Here is a 17,140-nt window from a genome sequence, read left to right as displayed (position 1 = left end):
ATGGGTTATAATATATAATATATTAACGAATATGGCGAAAATAAAGGAGAAAAGAACATGAAAATACTTAAGATAAAAGCAAGCGGGCTGCCTCTGTTTGGAAAAGATTTGGAAATAGATTTTTTTGCAAAGCGTCGTGTAGAAACGGAACAAAAAGATGATATGTACAATCTGTTTTCGAATATATATATTAACAATGCACTTGCGTTTATAGGTGTAAATGCAGCGGGAAAAACAACAGTGTTAAAAGTAATTACATTTGTGTTGGAAATGATTCGAAATGAGCCAATCAACAGGATAAGTTCAAAACATATATTAGAGGGAATCGAAGAGGATGGAGCGGAGATTGAAACATTCTTTTATTGTAATGAGCAAATTTATAAACTTAAGACTATTATAAAGTCTGAACAAAGAGAAGAGAAAACATATTATAAAATTGAAGAAGAAACAATATGGTCGAAAAATATAAGTAAAGTGAGAACGAAAGAAAAAATACTTGATTTTGAAAATATGGATACTATTATGAAACGCAACAATAATGAGGAGTTTTTATTGGATGACGTTAGTACTATTGTTGCTTTTAATAAAAAATATAGTACCAAAGTGTATACAAGAGATATGCTACAGATGACAAATCTGAATTTGATAAGTAGAACGGGGGATTTTCCAGAAGAACTAATCACATATCTTGACCCCAGTGTAGAATATATAAGATTTGAGATTCGAGACAAAAAGAATTTTGATATTAAGCTAAAATTTCATAAAAAAGAAGAGATAGTATTAGATAGTCCACTGAAACTCAATGACTATTTGTCTTCTGGAACAATTAAGGGAATCAGCGTATTTATGAATGTGGCCGATATATTGAGAGAGGGAGGATATTTGATTATTGATGAATTAGAAAACCACTTTAATACAGAAATCGTTTTTACTCTTATACGTTTTTTTAACAATCGGAAAGTTAATAAAAATGGAGCAACTCTGTTGTTTTCGACACATTATGCTGAATTACTAGATGAGTTTAACCGGAATGATGGTATTTATATCGTACGAAATAGAGGAGGAGTTACAGTTGAAAATTTATCCGATGTCCTAAAGCGTAATGATATCAAAAAAAGCGATGCATACCAAAGTGACTTTCTACAAGGAACTGCACCATCATATGAGGCCTATATGGGTTTAAGAAAATATTTTATAAATCATTTGGGAGGAGAATAAATGGATGATATAAAATATAGAGGGTACTCCTGTTTTGTAAGAGTACCCTCTATATTTTCAAATTAAATCAATCCATTTTCTTGCAACATCTTCATAATCATCGTTCCATTCATTTTCTTAAGCGCTTCATGCTCAACCATCTTAGCACCGAGAGGCAGCTTAATATCGGTAAGTTTCTTGCCATCCATCATTTTATGGGTAGAGTCCAGAAGTACCCGCACATCATAAGCAGAACCAAAGACCTCCGGCACGCCGCGGTCAATATCGAGTAAGGTATAGACCGCTTCCATAGCAGTACGAACAGAATATTCCGTTGTGAATACTGTATCGCGAGGGGTCTCCGCGAAGTTACCGATAAAAGCGGCATTGACACTGCCTTTTGGTACAACGAGTGGGCGATCCCCAGGTTTTCTTGGCATAAAGTAAGAGGTAACAAAGGGCATCATGCAAGGGACGCTGTTGGCACTATTCTTTGCCATATCCTCAATTTCATTTTCCGGAACACCAAGGTGATACAGCCATTCTTCGGTAATTTCCACACCGGTACAGTCTTTCATAGGTTTCTTAATATAATCCCCTGGGACATCACAATAGAGAGAATATATCCAAACGGTGAGTTGGTCTTTCGGTTGCTTTTTAAAGTGTGGCTGGCGATTCAGGGTAAAACTCATAAGCCACTTGGAGTCTTTGATTGTTACGATTCCACCAGTCACAACCTTTCCGCTAAAGGGATCTCTTTTACAGATTTTCTCGATGTAAGGTGGGATGCGCATGTCTAAAGTGGTAATCGTAGCAGATTCCCAGTTACTCTTAGGGATATCTCCACAGAATACATCAGGATTGCCGAAAGCGGGATCTTGTGGAGCGATATTTTTCCAAAGATTCCAGCTGCCCCCAAGGTCTGTACTAAGTTCGGCTTTTGTATTTTGGTCACCTAAAGAAGAACTTTCGGTGTTACTTCCATTGGTGATGAAAACGAGGTCATTTTCGGAAAGGTCGATGGTATCGGCTTCTTTATTCTTTGTATATAAAATCTTCTTGGCCACTTTTTTATCCGTTGAAATATCAAATAGAACATTGTCTACAGTGATGCCATACTGAACATCCACTCCCTTTGACTGGAGATACTCAATTAAAGGAAGAGTCAGAGATTCATACTGATTATACTTCGTAAATTTCAAAGCAGAAAAATCAGGTAATCCTCCGATATGATGAATAAATCTTGCGATGTATCTTCTCATCTCCATCGCACTGTGCCAAGGTTCAAAAGCAAACATGGTCTGCCAATAAAGCCAGAAGTTTGACTGAAAAAAGTCCTCTGAAAATACATCCGTGATTTTCATATTGGCAAGAGATTCTTCCGGAGTGAAGAATAACTTCATAATCTCCATAGATGCTGTGTCGCTAAGAGTAAACTTGCCATCGGTATGGGCACTCTCCCCGCGGTTTTGAATGGCACGCTCTAAAGAGAAGTTTGGATCTTCCTTATTAAGCCAGTAAAATTCATCTAAAACAGAAGCATTTTCCACCTCAAGAGAAGGAATAGAGCGGAACAAATCCCATAGGCATTCGAAATGATTCTCCATTTCTCTGCCGCCACGTATGATAAAACCTCTTCCATCATCGTAGAGTCCATCCAAACCGCCTCCAGGAATATCTAACTGTTCGAAAATATGGATGTTTTCCCCTTTCAGTTGTCCATCTCGAAGAAGAAAAGCGGCAGCAGCAAGTGAGGCTAAGCCACCACCTACTAAATAGGCGGATTTTTTATCAACATTTTCAGGTTTTTTCGGTTTTGCGAAAGCTTCGTAATTACCATTACTATAATACATTTTAATTCCTCCAATCGTTTGTTTATGTATATAGAATAGTCCTGGAAATGTGGATTATCTATAGACAGATTATTGGGTATGTCCAAAATCTAGACACTTTGCTATAATTGTCTAAAAAGAAGAAAGGTCGTATGGCTATGACAACTTATACAAAACAAGTTTTAGCGCAAACCTTAAAAGAGTTATTAAAAACAAAACCTTTAGATAAAATTACGGTAATAGAACTGGTGGAAATCTGCAATATAAACCGACAAACTTTTTACTATCATTTTCAGGATATTTACGATCTTCTCGGTTGGATTTATAGAAAAGAGGCGGTGGACGCAATAAAGAGTAAGCGAAGTTATGCTACGTGGCAGCAGGGGCTTCACGATATTTTGGAATACGTAGAAGAAAATAAGACCATGTGTGTTAATACGTACCGCTCTCTTGGAAGAGAGCATTTGGAAGTTTTTTTAAATGAAGTGCTCTATGAGCTTTTAGGTGGAGTCGTGGATGAAATTGCACAGGATACCAATATCTCTTCGGAACAGAAAGCTTTTGTTGTCCGCTTTTATGGATATGCTTTTGGAGGAACCTTGCTGGAGTGGATTCGGGGAGGGATGAAAGAATCCTGTGAGGAGATGGTGCACTATATTAGTACGACGATGGAAGGGAATATAAAATCCTCAGTTCACAATTTTGCTTCGATGCAAACCGAGGATACGAGGAAGGGAATGCTATGATTCGTTTACAAGATATTGCAGAAATGGCAGGTGTTAGCCGTACAACAGTGTCAAATGTGATTCAGGGTAGGACAAAAAGAGTGTCGCAAAATACAATTGATAAAATCACACAAATCATCGATGAGCAAGGATATGTACCCAATATGGCGTCTATGAGTTTAACTGGGAATGTATCCAAGATTATAGGGATTGTTACTTACTCGTGGATTCATGGTATGCATGCTACAATGGACTCTTTCGTAGGAGAATTCATCGGAACGATTGCACGTGAAGCAGAAGAAAGAGGCTACTACATTATGCTAATTGGAGGAGAAGATTACAATAATGTAATCTCAGTTGCCTCAGCCTGGAATATGGATGGTCTTATCATATTAGGATATTCGGAGAAAGAGCATGACATTCTAAGAAAGAAGCTGAATAAAAAAATGGTATTAGTAGATGCTTACGCCTCAGAGGAATATACATTTCAAAATGTGGGAGTCGATGATTATTCGGGCGGGTATCAGATTGGAGAGTATCTAAGAGGGTGCGGATACAAGAAGGCTGTTATGTTCGGGGAGTCGGATGAGGCGAGTGATTATTACCGATGGCTTGGCTTTAAAAAGGCAATGGAAGAAGAAGGATCGTACTGCAGTAAGGCGAGATTTATTGTAGGGAGTACCAATAAAAAGGAAAGATTGGATCTTTATGAAAAGCTAATTCCACAGTTTTTGGAGGTAAAGGCAGTTGCTTTCACCTCAGACTATACAGCGATTGAGGCGATGAATTACTTTCATGATTGTGGAATTAAAGTACCGGAACAGATTTCAGTAGCGGGTTTTGACAACAGCATAAGTGCAACCTTGGTACGTCCAAGACTTACAACGGTGCATCAGGATGTTTCCAAGAAAGCAAGCACAGCATTTGAACGACTTCTCCGCATGATTAAAGGAGAAGAACTTACCGAGATGAATATCCGGCATGAAGTAAAATTGATAAAAAGAGAGTCGGTAAAAGAAATGAAGGGCACCTTTTAGGAGGTGTTCTTCTATTTTGTATATTTTCAACAAATTAGCAAGAAGTTTTTTGTGAGAAAAAGTAGTTTCTCATGAAACCTATTGTAAAACAAGGAGTTTTGGACGTATGATTATGACATGAAGAAGTGTTGGCCGCACTACATAAATGCAAGAGTCAAGATAGATAAGGAGAGCAAGTATGAAAAAGAAGATTGTCAGTTTACTATTAGTTGGTTCTATGATGTTAGGTATGTTAACAGGTTGTGGTGGAAGCAGTAAAGCAAAAGGAAATGAGTTGGAATTATTTTTAAATAAAGCTGAAAATAATGCGATTATGCAGACTTTAGTAGATGAATTCAATGAAACGCAAGAGGAAGCTAAGATTAAAGTTGTTGCACCGGCTGAGGCTGAGACCGTGTTAAAAACACGTATGGCGAAAAACGATATGCCGGACCTTTTGGCAATTGGCGGAAATAGTATGTATACAGAGCTACAAAGTGCCGGGCTTTTAGAGGATTTATCGGACAAGGAATATTTGAATACGATTCAGGAAGCATATATGCAAATGGTTTACGATATTAATAAAGAGAAAGAAGAAAAGGCGTACGGAGTACCTTATGCGACAAACGCATCCGGAATACTTTACAACGTAGATAAATTTGAGGAATTAGGATTAGAGATTCCGGTTACATGGGATGAGTTTCTAAAAACGATGGATCAGATTAAAGAAGCAGGAGAAGAGCCACTATTATTAACGTACAAAGATGCATGGACAGTTCTTCCCTCTTGGAATAGTATGGCACCGGATCTTCAGCCGGAAGGATTTACAGATGACCGTAAAGTGGGAAAAACAACATTTGCAGATACCCATCAGGAAATTGCCGAAAAGTATTTGACCGTGTTAGATTACGCACAGGATGATTTTATGGGAATGACATATGATGATGGCAATAAAGCATTTGCAAATGGACGCGGGGTCATGATGATAAATGGAAACTGGGCGATTAATCAGTTCCATAACGCAAACCAGGATTTCAACGTGGATATGTTTGCATTCCCGGCGTCCAATGATGAGGCAAAGAACTATGTCACCTCCGGAGTAGATGTTCTGTTAGCCGTGTCTTCTACCAGCAAGAACAAAGAGGTGGCAGAAGCCTTCATTGAATTTATGCTAAAGCCGGAAAATGCCCAGAGATACATTGACGATCAGTTTGCATTTTCTCCAATCGAGGGTGTGGAACAGCAAAATGTATCGGTAAGTAGTATTTTAGAAGATTTGGCAAATGAAAAAGTAGCAAACTTCCCGGATCATTACTACCCATCAGGATTTGATCTTGCATCCCTGCTATCAGAGTTTTCTCTGAATTATGTGAATGGCGTGGATAATAAGGAAAACGTTCATACATTTTTAGAACAGTGTGATGAGAAATATGATGTGGCAAATGTAGATTAGTACATTCATGAAGGGAAAAGAGATGAAGAAAAATAAATTCAGAAAAAGTACCAAAGTACATCCGGCGTGTTATATCGCAGTTTGCGCGATGGGAATATTGTTTTTCCTGTTTCATACCATTCCATTTCTAAGAGGTGTGTTTTATAGCTTCACAGATTGGAGAGGATATGGAGAGTGGAACTTCGTAGGCCTTCGAAACTATGCACATTTGTTTACGGATAAAGACATTGTAAATGCCTATCGTTTTACGATTCAATTTTCGGTGATTACTACAATTCTGGTAAATATAATTAGTTTAGTTCTGGCATGTGCCTTAAATGCGAAGATTAAGTTCAAAAATACAATTAAAGCATTTTACTTTCTACCCTATATGCTTGGAACATTAATTGTAGGTTTTATCTTCAACTATATTTTTGCCAACTTAGTTCCCGGAGCCGGTAAGGCTCTTGGAATCAAGGCATTATCGGTAAATATACTGGGAACAAATCAGGCAATGTGGGGAATTATTGTGGTATCTGTCTGGATTGGGTGTGCATTTAATACACTGATTTATCTGGCGGGACTTCAATCCATTGATACCGATGTCTATGAGGCGGCAAGTCTCGATGGAGCGGCAGGGATAAAACGGTTTATGAAAATTACGTTCCCACTGCTTGCCCCATCTTTTACGATAAATATGGTGTTATCAGCAAGAAATTACTTGATGGTTTATGACCAGATTATGGCTATGACAAATGGAGGACCAGGGAGCACCACGACATCCATTGCGGTACTGATTTACAAGAAGGGCTTTGGAGGCGGACAGTTTGCATACCAGTCCGCAAATGCCGTTGTTCTATTTATTATTGTGGTATTAATTGCTTTCTTCCAGTTGAAATTTCTTGAAAAAAGGGAGGATAAGCTCCGATGAAAAAAGTGAAAGAAAAATACAATTGGATTGTAACGATATTGCTTATTATAGGGATTGTATTTGTGATATTACTGCCTTTATACATGACTGTTATGATTGCAATTCGTGATCCGGGAGATATGAACAATGTACTGGCTCTTCCGAAGATGTTACGTCTTAGAAATTTTGTGGAAGCATGGGAGATGACAGATTTCCCTATTAAATTCCGCAATACAGCATTTATTACAGTTGTAAATCTGGTATTTACATTGGTGACGAATTCATTTGTTGCGTACGCGATTACAAGAAATCGAAAGAAAAGCAAGTTCTTTACAATGGTTTATTACTATTTTGTAAGCGCGATGTTTATTCCGTTCAGTGTATTAATGCTTCCATTGGTAGTTCAAGCAAATACCTTTCATTTAGACAATGTGGTTGGAATCACCTTCTTATACGTTGTTTTTGGGATGCCGATGAATACATTTCTATACAGTGGTGCGATTCGAAATATACCGGAAGCGCTGGATGAGGCGGCGAAGATTGATGGGGCAAATCCGATTCAGACTTTCTGGCATATTATCTTCCCAATCTTAAAGCCAACGACAGCGACAGTGGCAATTTTGTCTTTTATGTGGACCTGGAATGATTTTACAATGCCGTTGGTATTACTAAGTGAGCCAAATCAACAGACGTTACAGCTAGCGCAATACGTATTTAAGACACAGTTCTCGGTGGACTATAATCATGCTTTTGCATCTTACTTACTTGTGTTGGCACCGGTATTAGTCATTTATATTTTCTGTCAAAGATGGATTATGAATGGGGTAGTAGCAGGAGCAGTAAAATAAATATATGAAATGACTTGGAGGTCAAAATGAAAAGAAATTGGTGGAAAGAAAGTGTCGTATATCAAATATATCCCAGAAGCTTTAAAGACAGCAACGGAGATGGTATTGGAGATATTAAAGGTATCATAGAAAAACTAGATTATCTAAAAGAATTGGGCGTAAATGTGTTGTGGCTTTCACCGGTTTTCGAATCTCCCCTAGATGATAATGGATATGATATTTCGGATTACCGTAAAATCCTTAATGACTATGGAACAATGGAGGATTATGAGGAATTAATCGCGAAAGCACATGAGAGAGGACTCAAGATTCTCATGGATTTGGTGGTAAACCATACATCGGATGAACATCCGTGGTTTATTGAAAGTAGAAAATCAAAAGAGAATCCCTATCGGGATTACTACATATGGAAATACCCAAAAGATGGGAAAGAGCCAAATAACTGGGGCGCTACATTTGGAGGGTCAGCATGGGAATATGACAACGAAACCGGTATGTATTATCTTCATTGCTTTTCAAAAAAGCAGCCGGATCTGAACTGGGAGAATGAAGCAGTTCGAAATGATGTATATGATATGATGAACTGGTGGTGTGAAAAAGGAATCGACGGGTTCCGCATGGATGTAATCAGCATGATTTCAAAAGATCAAAGCTTCCCTGATGGAAAAGTATATGGAGGGCTTTATGGAGATGGAGCACCCTACTATATGAACGGCCATCGTATCCATGAGTTTCTGCGGGAAATGAACAGGGAAGTACTGGCAAAACACGACATTATGACGGTGGGTGAAACGGCAGGTGTTACCATTGAAGAGGCGAAAATGTATGCCGGGGAAGATGCAGATGAACTAAACATGGTATTTCAGTTTGAACATGTGAGCATTGGCGACGGCCCTTACGGTAAATGGACCACCAACCGATATGATTTCATGGAATATAAAAAAATCATGATTAAATGGCAGGAAGAACTTCAGGGGAAGGCGTGGAATAGCCTTTATCTGGGGAACCATGACCAGCCAAGAAGTGTCTCAAGGTTTGGAGATGACAGTGAGGAGTACAGAGAAATCTCGGCAAAAATGTTGGCAACCTGTATTCATATGATGCAAGGGACACCTTACGTATACCAAGGAGAAGAAATCGGTATGACCAATGCTTATTTTGAAGATATCTCCATGTACAAAGACATAGAAAGCCTACAGTATTACGAGGAGCTGACGGGAGCAGGACTGATGGAACCGGAAGAAATGATGGAATGTCTAAAGCTCCGCAGCAGGGATAATGCACGAACACCAATGCAGTGGGATGATACGGTAAATGGAGGATTCACAGAAGGAACACCATGGATCAATGTGAACTCAAACTACAGCAGGATAAATGTAGAGCATCAAATAAAAGAAAAGGATTCCATCTTTCAATATTATAAAGAGCTCATCCAATTAAGAAAAGAAAATGAGGTTATTGTATACGGCAGCTTCACAGCAATTAACCGGGAAGACGAAAAGATATTTGCTTTTAAGAGAGAATTAGACGAGAAAAAGCTCTTAGTACTTTGCAATTATTCAAAGGAAGAGACGGCGTTTAAAGTACCAGAAGAATTCACGCCGGAGAAGGGGGAAGTATTGATTTCGAATTACCGAGTAAATGAATGGAAGGAAGAAATGATATTAAGACCTTATGAAGCAATTGTCCTCACCTTCCAGACTGTGCTATAATCCATAAAAAGGATAGTGGAAGGAGAAAGGTAATGAAGGAATATGTGATTGGATTTCAACACGTTGGAATCCCGACAAAAGACATGGAGGCATCCACAAAATTTTATGAGGCAATCGGATTTGATGTGATGTATGAAACAATCGATGAAAGCAACGGTGCGAAAGTGAAGTTCTTTAAGCAAAAGGATTTAGTCTTTGAAGTATATGAGTCAACAGATGTGACCATGACGACGGGATCGATTGATCACATATCCATTGATGTAACAGATGTGGAAAAGGTTTATGAAGAAATCAACAAAATGGGGATGAATAATTTAAATGATGAAATTCATTTTCTTCCTTTCTTTGAAAAAGGCGTACGCTATTTTATAATCGAAGGCCCAAATAAAGAAAAAATAGAGTTTAATCAATACGTTTAAATATGAATAAATTTTTCAATCACAAGATAAGAAGCAGCGATTACCGGTGCTTCTTTTTTGATTGCAGAAGGTAAGATTTCAAGACTTTTACAATCTCGTGACAGATAACGAGTCTTCAGTTTCTTTTTCAACATGCCGATAAGAAGTTCGGAGCGGTAAGCAATCGTCCCAGATAGAATAATACATTCTACATCTAGAATATTCATAATATTTGTAATCAATACACTTAAATACTCGCTTTCCTTCTCCACCACATTAAGAGCAGCAGGCGTTCCCTTTATGGCTTCGTCGATAACAACATTCCAAGATATGAGGTGAGGATCTAGTTTCTTTCCGTAGTTTAAAATATTCGGAATGGAAGCATAGAGTTCTGCACATCCCAGGTTGCCACATTTACAGAGAGGACCATCAAAGTCTATGGACATATGTCCGAAGTTATTGCCAAAGCCGGAAGAGAAGGGATAAAGGGAGCCGCCTAAAATAATACCACTCCCTAGCCCGGTGTCAATTAGAAGCTCAACGAAGTTGGTGTATTGATTTCCAATTCCCTTATATTTCTCAGCTAAAGCTCTGGCGCTTGCGTTATTTTCCAGAATTACTGGACAATGAAATTCTTTCTTAAAGAAACCAACCACATTTACATGAAACCAGTTCTCGAAGTTTGGTGGTGTAAGGATGATTCCTTCCTGAGTGTTCAATGGTCCAGGTGCAGTGATGCCAATACCCAATAACTCCTTAGGAAGGTCAAGGACTGACATTTGCTTTTTTAAGATGGTGAGTATTAAATTCAAAGTGTCGGCGGCAGATTGCTCCATTGTAATACAGGTGGAATAGAGAACTGTTCCTTTGAAATCCATAAACCCTATGTGGCATGCATCTCTTGCGATGTCGATTCCAATCATATAGTAGCGATTGGGATTTAATTCCAAAACATGAGACTTTCGTCCTACTTTACCGAGAATAGGCTCTCCTTCTTTGATGAGTCCATCTGCCAGTAATTCGTCTGCAATATTACTAATAGAGGCTCTTGTAAGACCGGTAATTCTTGCAAGCTCCGCCCGGGAATAAGGAGTCATAATTAAATTCTCAATTACCTTTTTTTGATTCCGCATCTTCATAGATGCAGCATTAAGGGTTTTTCTTGCCATTTCTTTTCACCTCGTTCATTCCATATTAACTGGTGGAAAAATAAATGTCAAACTTAATATGTCAAACCAATTGACAAATAGAAATCTCTATGCTATTTTGAGCATGAGAGATAGAACGATGTGAAAGGAGAATTTAATCGTATGAATGCATTAGAAAAAGAATTAACAAAACAACCCATTTTTTTAGAAAGAAACAGAGTCGGCAGAGTGTATAAAGGAGGACTCTTATTTCATGACTTTTTAGGAGATGAAAAGGAAGACAGCTATTTGCCAGAGGAGTGGGTTGCATCAACGGTTCAGGCAAATAATCCAGGAAGTACAATTGAAAATGAAGGCTTAAGCATTATTAAAGATACGAAAATTACTTTAAAGGAGTTGATTGAAAATTATCCAGATGAAATGCTGGGAGGAAAGAAGAACTTTAATGTTTTGGTGAAATATCTTGACAGTGGTATTCGTCTTCCTATCCAGGTTCATCCTGACGCTGAGTTTTCAAAGAAACATTTTGCATCCACAAAAGGTAAAACAGAAATGTGGCTTGTTTTAAACACTAGAAAGGATGCTTGTATTTATTTTGGTTTTAAGGAGAAGTTAACAAAGGAAGAGTTCTCGGAGCTTGTTGAACGATCCAAGACAGAAAAGGATTTGATGGAGGGGTATCTTAATGCGATTCCCGTCAAGGAAGGAGATATCTACCTTGTTCCAGCGAAACGGGTTCATGCAATTGGTAAGGGCTGTTTGATTTTAGAGGTGCAAGAGCCTACAGACTTTACGATTAGTCCGGAATATTTCTGTGGAGAGTATGAATTAAATGATGAAGAACGTTTTTGTGGACTAGAGCGTGAGGTCGCTTTATCTTGCTTTGATTTCACTCCTTATGGAGAAGCGAGCTACGCACCAGCAAAAAAGATCCCAAGAATTGTGATGGCATCAGAAAGCTATCAAGAAGAGGATTTGATTAACAAAGAAGATACTCCGCTCTTTGGTGTGAAAAGATATCGAATTAAAAAGAATTTATTATTGCCAAAGACTCCAGGAGTTTATGTTATAGTAAAGGGAACAGGCTTACTAAAGGGTAAAGACTATCAAAAAGAGGTAAAGCAAGGAGACTACTTCTTCCTTCCCTACGATGGAGGAGAGAAATTTGAATTGATTTCTAATCAGGAAGAATCTCTTGAGGTGGTATCCTGCTTTGAATAGGAGGAGACTGAATGGAGAATATCTATTTCGATAATGCCAGTACTTCTTTTCCAAAAGCACCAGGAGTAGGAGAAGAGATGGCTGATTTTATCAGCCACAGAGGATTTAATATCAATAGAGGAAACTATGGAGGAGCCTACGACGTGGCAGGCAGAGTTTTGGAGACCAGAGAAAAGCTTGCACGTTTTTTTGGATGCGTGAATTCGGAAAATGTAATTTTCACACAGAATGTAACGTACGCATTGAACCAGATTTTAAAAGGCGTTCTAAAAGAAGGAGATCATGTAATTACATCGAACCTGGAGCACAACGCGGTTATGCGCCCTTTGAAACAGTTGGAGGAGAATGGAATTTCCCACACAATAGCCGGTAATGTTGAAGAGCTTGAAAGGACAATAAAGGAAAATACCAGAATGATTGTAATGACCCATGCTTCCAATGTTTCCGGTGAAATTCTCCCCATCGAAGAAGTGGGGAAAATATGTAAGGAAAGAGGAATCCTCTTCACCGTAGATGCAGCACAGAGTGCAGGGACGCTTCCCATCGATATGCAGGCAATGTGTATTGACTATCTTGCATTTACTGGTCATAAGGGGCTGCTAGGGCCACAAGGGATTGGTGGCTTTCTTTTGTCGGAAAAGGGGAGAGAGAGCATTTGGCCTTTGATTGCAGGTGGAACCGGAAGTAAGTCTGATTCTTATGCTATGCCGGAAACGCTTCCCGATGGGTTGGAGAGCGGAACGCTTAATCTCCCGGGAATTATTGGATTATCCGTGGCTCTTGATTATTTGGAGAAAGAAGGAATGGAAGAGCTTCACCGAAAGAAAATGGAACTGACAAAATATTTTCTTGAAAAGCTGGGGGAAATTCCGGAGGTTCGGATTATCGGAAGTAAGGATATTAAAAAACGTGTTTCGGTTGTGTCCGTTCAAATGAAAAATATGGACGAAGCAGAAGCCTCCTTTTGTCTGGAAACCGAAGGAGGAGTCATGACTCGTGTAGGACTTCATTGTGCGCCGCTTGCTCATAAAACCTTGGATACATTCCCGGAAGGAACAATCCGTTTTTCCTTTGGAAATTTCAATACAATAGAAGAAATAAATCGGTGCATAGAAATCATCTATAATTTGACAAAATGATACATAGAAACGATAAGACAAAGCCGGTTTTTAGTGATAAGTTTATAGTATAAAATTATTATACTAGGAGGATAAGAAATGGCTGATTATCGCAAAATGTGGGAAGAACTGGGGATGGACTTAGAAACGCATGATCAACTCTGTGAGGTATTGCCTCAAGCTTTTGGAGATGTGTATCTTTCCCAGGAAAATCGTCCGGAATCAATGGATTATTACAATATGGTGGTGGCAGACATTCATGGAATCAGACCGGCGGAGCTGGTGGCGGCACAAAAGACAGGAACGAAAGTTTTTGGAACCTTCTGTGTGTATGTGCCGGATGAAGTAATCGTTGCATCAGGAGCGATTGCAACAGGATTATGCGGCGGTTCACAGTTTTGGGTTCCCGGTGGAGAAAAGGTATTGCCAACGAATACGTGTCCATTGATTAAAGCTTCTGTGGGAGCAAGACTGGATGCGACTTGTCCTTTCTTTCGAATTGCAGATATGTACATTGGGGAAACCACCTGTGATGGAAAGAAGAAGGCGTGGGAGATTTTAGGAGAAGACGTTCCGATTCATGTAATGGATTTGCCTCAGATGAAGAGAGCGAAGGACATAAAGGCATGGGAAGATGAGATTCTCACATTAAAAGATGTGGTTGAAAAGGAGACGGGAAATACAGTAACTTTTGAATCTTTAAAAGATAGTATTGAACTGATCAACAATAAGAGAAGAGCTCTTGAGAGACTCTATAACCTAAGAAAAAATGAAAATGTTCCAATTAGTGGAAGAGATGTTCTTTTGATTTCTCAAATTGCTTTTTATGATGACCCGGGCCGTTTTACCCAGATGACAAATAAGCTGTGCGACGAGTTAGAAAAACGCGTACAGGATGGAGTAAGTGTCTGTCAAAGTGGTGACAAGCGGATCATGATAACAGGTACGCCAATGGCAGTACCAAACTGGAAACTTCATCAGATAATTGAAACAACCGGTGGAATTGTTGTCTGTGAGGAAACTTGTACAGGAACAAGATATTTTGAACATTTGGTAGATGAGAACAGTAATACGTTTGAGGGACAGGTGGAAGCATTGGCAGAGCGCTACATGAACATTAACTGTGCTTGCTTCACGCCAAATGAAGGAAGAATTGAAGATATTCTACGATTGGCAAAAGAGTATAAGGTAGATGGAATTATCGATGTAAACCTGAAGTTCTGTAATCTTTACGATACCGAAGGATATCTGGTAGAACGTGGGATGAGAGAAGCAAATATACCGGTTCTGGGAATTGAAACAGATTACACAGATAGTGATGCTTCTCAGCTAAGAACAAGAATTGGAGCATTTATGGAGATGTTGCGTTAATTATGAAAGAAATATGGCATTATATCTTATTTCCCAACCATGAGAACGGGATGCGCCTATACAAGGAATTGGGGGCAATTGGAATCAAAACAACGATAGCACCGACACCAAGATCTCTAAGTAAATGTTGCGGAATATCTTTGCTGATAAAGAAGGAAGATATAGAAGCAATACAAAAGTGCATTCAGGAACACAGCATTGAAATTTTAGAGTTTGCAGAAGTAGAAAAAGATATTAATCCCAATCGGGATCGATATTGTTAGAAAGGCATAAAAGATGAATTGTGTTGGGATTGATATTGGATCAACGGCCTCAAAGGTAGTCGTTTTAGGAGAAAAGGAAATTCGTTTTGTTCTCCCCACCGGATGGAGCAGCAAAGATACCAGCAGGCTTATTAAAGATAAGCTTGTAGAAGCAGGTATTGATGTACACGATGAAACTACAAAAGTGGTTGCTACAGGATACGGCAGGGTTGCGGTAGAATATGCAGATGAAATAATTACAGAGATTACTTGCCACGGAAGAGGCGGAAGAGAGCTAGTAGGTGGAGAGTGTGGAATTATCGATGTTGGAGGACAGGATACGAAAGTCATTATTCTGGAAAATGGTATGGTCCGTGATTTTATGATGAATGATAAATGTTCAGCAGGAACCGGGAAATTTATCGAGGTTATGGCAAATCGATTGGGAGTAGATTTAGAGGAACTTTTCGAGCTTGCAAAAACCGGAGAAAAGGTTTCTATTAGTTCTTTGTGCACTGTGTTTGCGGAGACAGAGATTATCAGTCATATAGGAGAAGGGAAGAAACGAGAAGATTTGGCGGCAGGGATTATCGATTCTGTCGCCGAAAAAGTTGCCCAGCTTTGCCGCCGCATGGGATTGCCGGAAACGAATATCTTAACGGGAGGGCTCAGTGATAATAAATACTTTGCTGGAATTTTGTCAAAGAAACTCCGGAAAGAGGTGAAAGGCACCAAAGAGGGCAGATTTGCAGGTGCTCTGGGCGCTGCGTTGTTTGCCAATGAGCTTGTTAAAGATTAAATTAATTGACAATTCACATAACATGCTATAATATTCAGAAAAGAACAAGTTTGTAAGGAGGATGATATTATGCGTGGTTATGGTATGAAAGCAGTTAATCAACCAGCTTGGCTGGAAAAGGAAAAACCTGTAGCAGGGCCAATGGATGCGATTGTGAGGCCAATTGCAATTGCCCCGTGTTCGTCGGATACACATGCTCTTCATGGTGGTTCAGGAGAAAAAATTGATACCATTTTGGGACATGAAGCAGTAGGTGAAATTGTTGAAGTTGGAAGCTTGGTGACAAAATTTAAACCGGGCGATGTAGTGGTTGTACCTTGTGTAACACCGGATTGGGAGCAGCTGGGGGTACAAAATTCCAGATCCAATGCTCATGATTCCCATTTGATGGGAAGTTTTAAATTCTTATCCCAGAAGGATGGGACGATGGCAGAGTTTTTCCATGTGAACAATGCAGATGCAAACCTGGTAAATCTGCCAGATGAGATTCCGGTTGAATCGGCTCTTATGACCGTGGATATGATGTCTACTGGCTTTCACGGAGTGGAGCTTGCAGAAATAGGCTTCGGTGATACGGTTGTAGTAATTGGGATTGGGCCGGTTGGTCTAATGGCTGTAGCTGGCGCAAAGCTTCGTGGAGCAGGAAGGATTATTGCAGTAGGAACCAGACCAAATTGTGTTAAAATTGCAAAAGAGTATGGTGCTACAGATATTGTAAGTTATAAAGATGGAGATATTGTTGAGCAGATTGTGGCCATGACAGGTGGTGGTTCAGACCGTACAATTATTGCTGGTGGAAATGAAAAAACATTTGCCCAGGCTGTTGCAATGACAAGGGAGTGTGGAGTTATTGCCAACGTGAACTTTTTTGATGTTTCAGAGACCCTTTCCATGCCAGCATATCTTTGGGGACTCGGCATGTCGAATAAGGATATCCGCGGAGGCTTTTGTCCAGGTGGTGCAAGACGAATCAAAAAGATGCTTGAGATGATTAAGAATGGAAGAGTGGATCCTTCCAAACTCATTACCCATAGATTCTATGGATTTGATGCAATGGAAGATGCATTTAAACTTATGGATGAGAAACCGGCTGATTTAATTAAACCAGTGGTATTCATTGAATGGGACAAATAGTGAGATAATAATGTGAGGCTGCTTTGGCAGCCTCATT

At 39.3% G+C, this 17,140-nt stretch carries 16 protein-coding genes; 14 read left to right on the top strand and 2 right to left on the bottom strand.

The genetic code is table 11. From position 1 onward, the window contains the following. Positions 1 to 57: 57 nt before the first annotated feature. Positions 58 to 1,218, top strand: a complete 1,161-nt coding sequence (locus NHH15_RS06580; RefSeq protein WP_262065865.1) for an AAA family ATPase — start codon at positions 58 to 60, stop codon at positions 1,216 to 1,218. A 62-nt stretch (positions 1,219 to 1,280) separates the two neighbouring features. Here the strand turns inward: NHH15_RS06580 and NHH15_RS06575 are convergent, their stop codons facing one another. Further along, entirely contained in the window at positions 1,281 to 3,050 is a 1,770-nt protein-coding gene (locus NHH15_RS06575; protein WP_262065864.1) for an oleate hydratase, read from the bottom strand. 131 nt (positions 3,051 to 3,181) lie between these two features. On the opposite strand from NHH15_RS06575, the gene NHH15_RS06570 reads away from it, so the two are divergent. The 7 genes from NHH15_RS06570 (at position 3,182) to NHH15_RS06540 (ending at position 10,091) form a co-directional block, all read left to right on the top strand. After that, positions 3,182 to 3,775: a TetR-like C-terminal domain-containing protein gene (locus NHH15_RS06570; RefSeq protein ID WP_262065863.1), complete on the top strand. Its 594-nt coding sequence runs from the start codon at positions 3,182 to 3,184 to the stop codon at positions 3,773 to 3,775. Next, positions 3,772 to 4,791: a LacI family DNA-binding transcriptional regulator gene (locus NHH15_RS06565; protein ID WP_262065862.1), complete on the top strand. Its 1,020-nt coding sequence runs from the start codon at positions 3,772 to 3,774 to the stop codon at positions 4,789 to 4,791. Before NHH15_RS06570 ends, NHH15_RS06565 begins: the two co-directional genes overlap by 4 nt. Positions 4,792 to 4,969: 178 nt before the next feature. Continuing rightward, on the top strand, positions 4,970 to 6,223 hold the full coding sequence (locus NHH15_RS06560) for an ABC transporter substrate-binding protein (RefSeq protein WP_262065861.1): 1,254 nt from the start codon (positions 4,970 to 4,972) through the stop codon (positions 6,221 to 6,223). Between the two features lie 22 nt (positions 6,224 to 6,245). Beyond that, positions 6,246 to 7,133, top strand: a complete 888-nt coding sequence (locus tag NHH15_RS06555) for a carbohydrate ABC transporter permease (RefSeq protein ID WP_330639161.1) — start codon at positions 6,246 to 6,248, stop codon at positions 7,131 to 7,133. Further along, a complete protein-coding gene (locus NHH15_RS06550; protein WP_262065860.1) occupies positions 7,130 to 7,960 on the top strand; it encodes a carbohydrate ABC transporter permease in 831 nt (276 codons plus the stop codon). Before NHH15_RS06555 ends, NHH15_RS06550 begins: the two co-directional genes overlap by 4 nt. Before the next feature lie 26 nt (positions 7,961 to 7,986). After that, complete coding sequence (locus tag NHH15_RS06545) at positions 7,987 to 9,672, top strand: glycoside hydrolase family 13 protein (RefSeq protein WP_262065859.1); 1,686 nt, start codon at positions 7,987 to 7,989, stop codon at positions 9,670 to 9,672. Between the two features lie 32 nt (positions 9,673 to 9,704). Beyond that, positions 9,705 to 10,091: a VOC family protein gene (locus tag NHH15_RS06540; RefSeq protein ID WP_262065858.1), complete on the top strand. Its 387-nt coding sequence runs from the start codon at positions 9,705 to 9,707 to the stop codon at positions 10,089 to 10,091. On the opposite strand, the gene NHH15_RS06535 is transcribed toward NHH15_RS06540, so the two are convergent. After that, positions 10,088 to 11,239, bottom strand: a complete 1,152-nt coding sequence (locus tag NHH15_RS06535; RefSeq protein WP_262065857.1) for an ROK family transcriptional regulator — start codon at positions 11,237 to 11,239, stop codon at positions 10,088 to 10,090. The genes NHH15_RS06540 and NHH15_RS06535 overlap by 4 nt on opposite strands. 141 nt (positions 11,240 to 11,380) lie before the next feature. Between NHH15_RS06535 and NHH15_RS06530 the strand changes: the two genes are divergently transcribed. From NHH15_RS06530 to NHH15_RS06505, 6 genes are all read left to right on the top strand, one after another. Then, on the top strand, positions 11,381 to 12,439 hold the full coding sequence (locus NHH15_RS06530) for a class I mannose-6-phosphate isomerase (protein ID WP_262065856.1): 1,059 nt from the start codon (positions 11,381 to 11,383) through the stop codon (positions 12,437 to 12,439). 11 nt (positions 12,440 to 12,450) lie between these two features. Beyond that, a complete protein-coding gene (locus tag NHH15_RS06525) occupies positions 12,451 to 13,578 on the top strand; it encodes an aminotransferase class V-fold PLP-dependent enzyme (RefSeq protein ID WP_262065855.1) in 1,128 nt (375 codons plus the stop codon). A gap of 78 nt (positions 13,579 to 13,656) precedes the next feature. After that, positions 13,657 to 14,928: a double-cubane-cluster-containing anaerobic reductase gene (locus NHH15_RS06520; protein WP_262065854.1), complete on the top strand. Its 1,272-nt coding sequence runs from the start codon at positions 13,657 to 13,659 to the stop codon at positions 14,926 to 14,928. A gap of 2 nt (positions 14,929 to 14,930) precedes the next feature. Then, the gene (locus NHH15_RS06515; protein WP_262065853.1) at positions 14,931 to 15,191 is read left to right on the top strand and encodes a putative Se/S carrier protein; all 261 of its coding nucleotides are present in this window, start codon (positions 14,931 to 14,933) and stop codon (positions 15,189 to 15,191) included. 13 nt (positions 15,192 to 15,204) lie between these two features. After that, positions 15,205 to 15,969, top strand: a complete 765-nt coding sequence (locus NHH15_RS06510) for an acyl-CoA dehydratase activase (protein WP_262065852.1) — start codon at positions 15,205 to 15,207, stop codon at positions 15,967 to 15,969. A 69-nt stretch (positions 15,970 to 16,038) separates the two neighbouring features. Further along, positions 16,039 to 17,103 carry a zinc-binding dehydrogenase gene (locus NHH15_RS06505; protein WP_262065851.1) on the top strand — a complete coding sequence of 355 codons (1,065 nt, stop codon included), beginning with the start codon at positions 16,039 to 16,041 and terminating at the stop codon, positions 17,101 to 17,103. Positions 17,104 to 17,140 lie beyond the last annotated feature (37 nt).

The sequence above is a fragment of the Aequitasia blattaphilus genome (genome assembly GCF_024721305.1).
Lineage (GTDB): Bacteria > Bacillota > Clostridia > Lachnospirales > Lachnospiraceae > Aequitasia > Aequitasia blattaphila.
The sequence above is the reverse complement of the archived record's forward strand: the minus strand, read 5'-3'. Positions and strand labels throughout refer to the sequence as shown.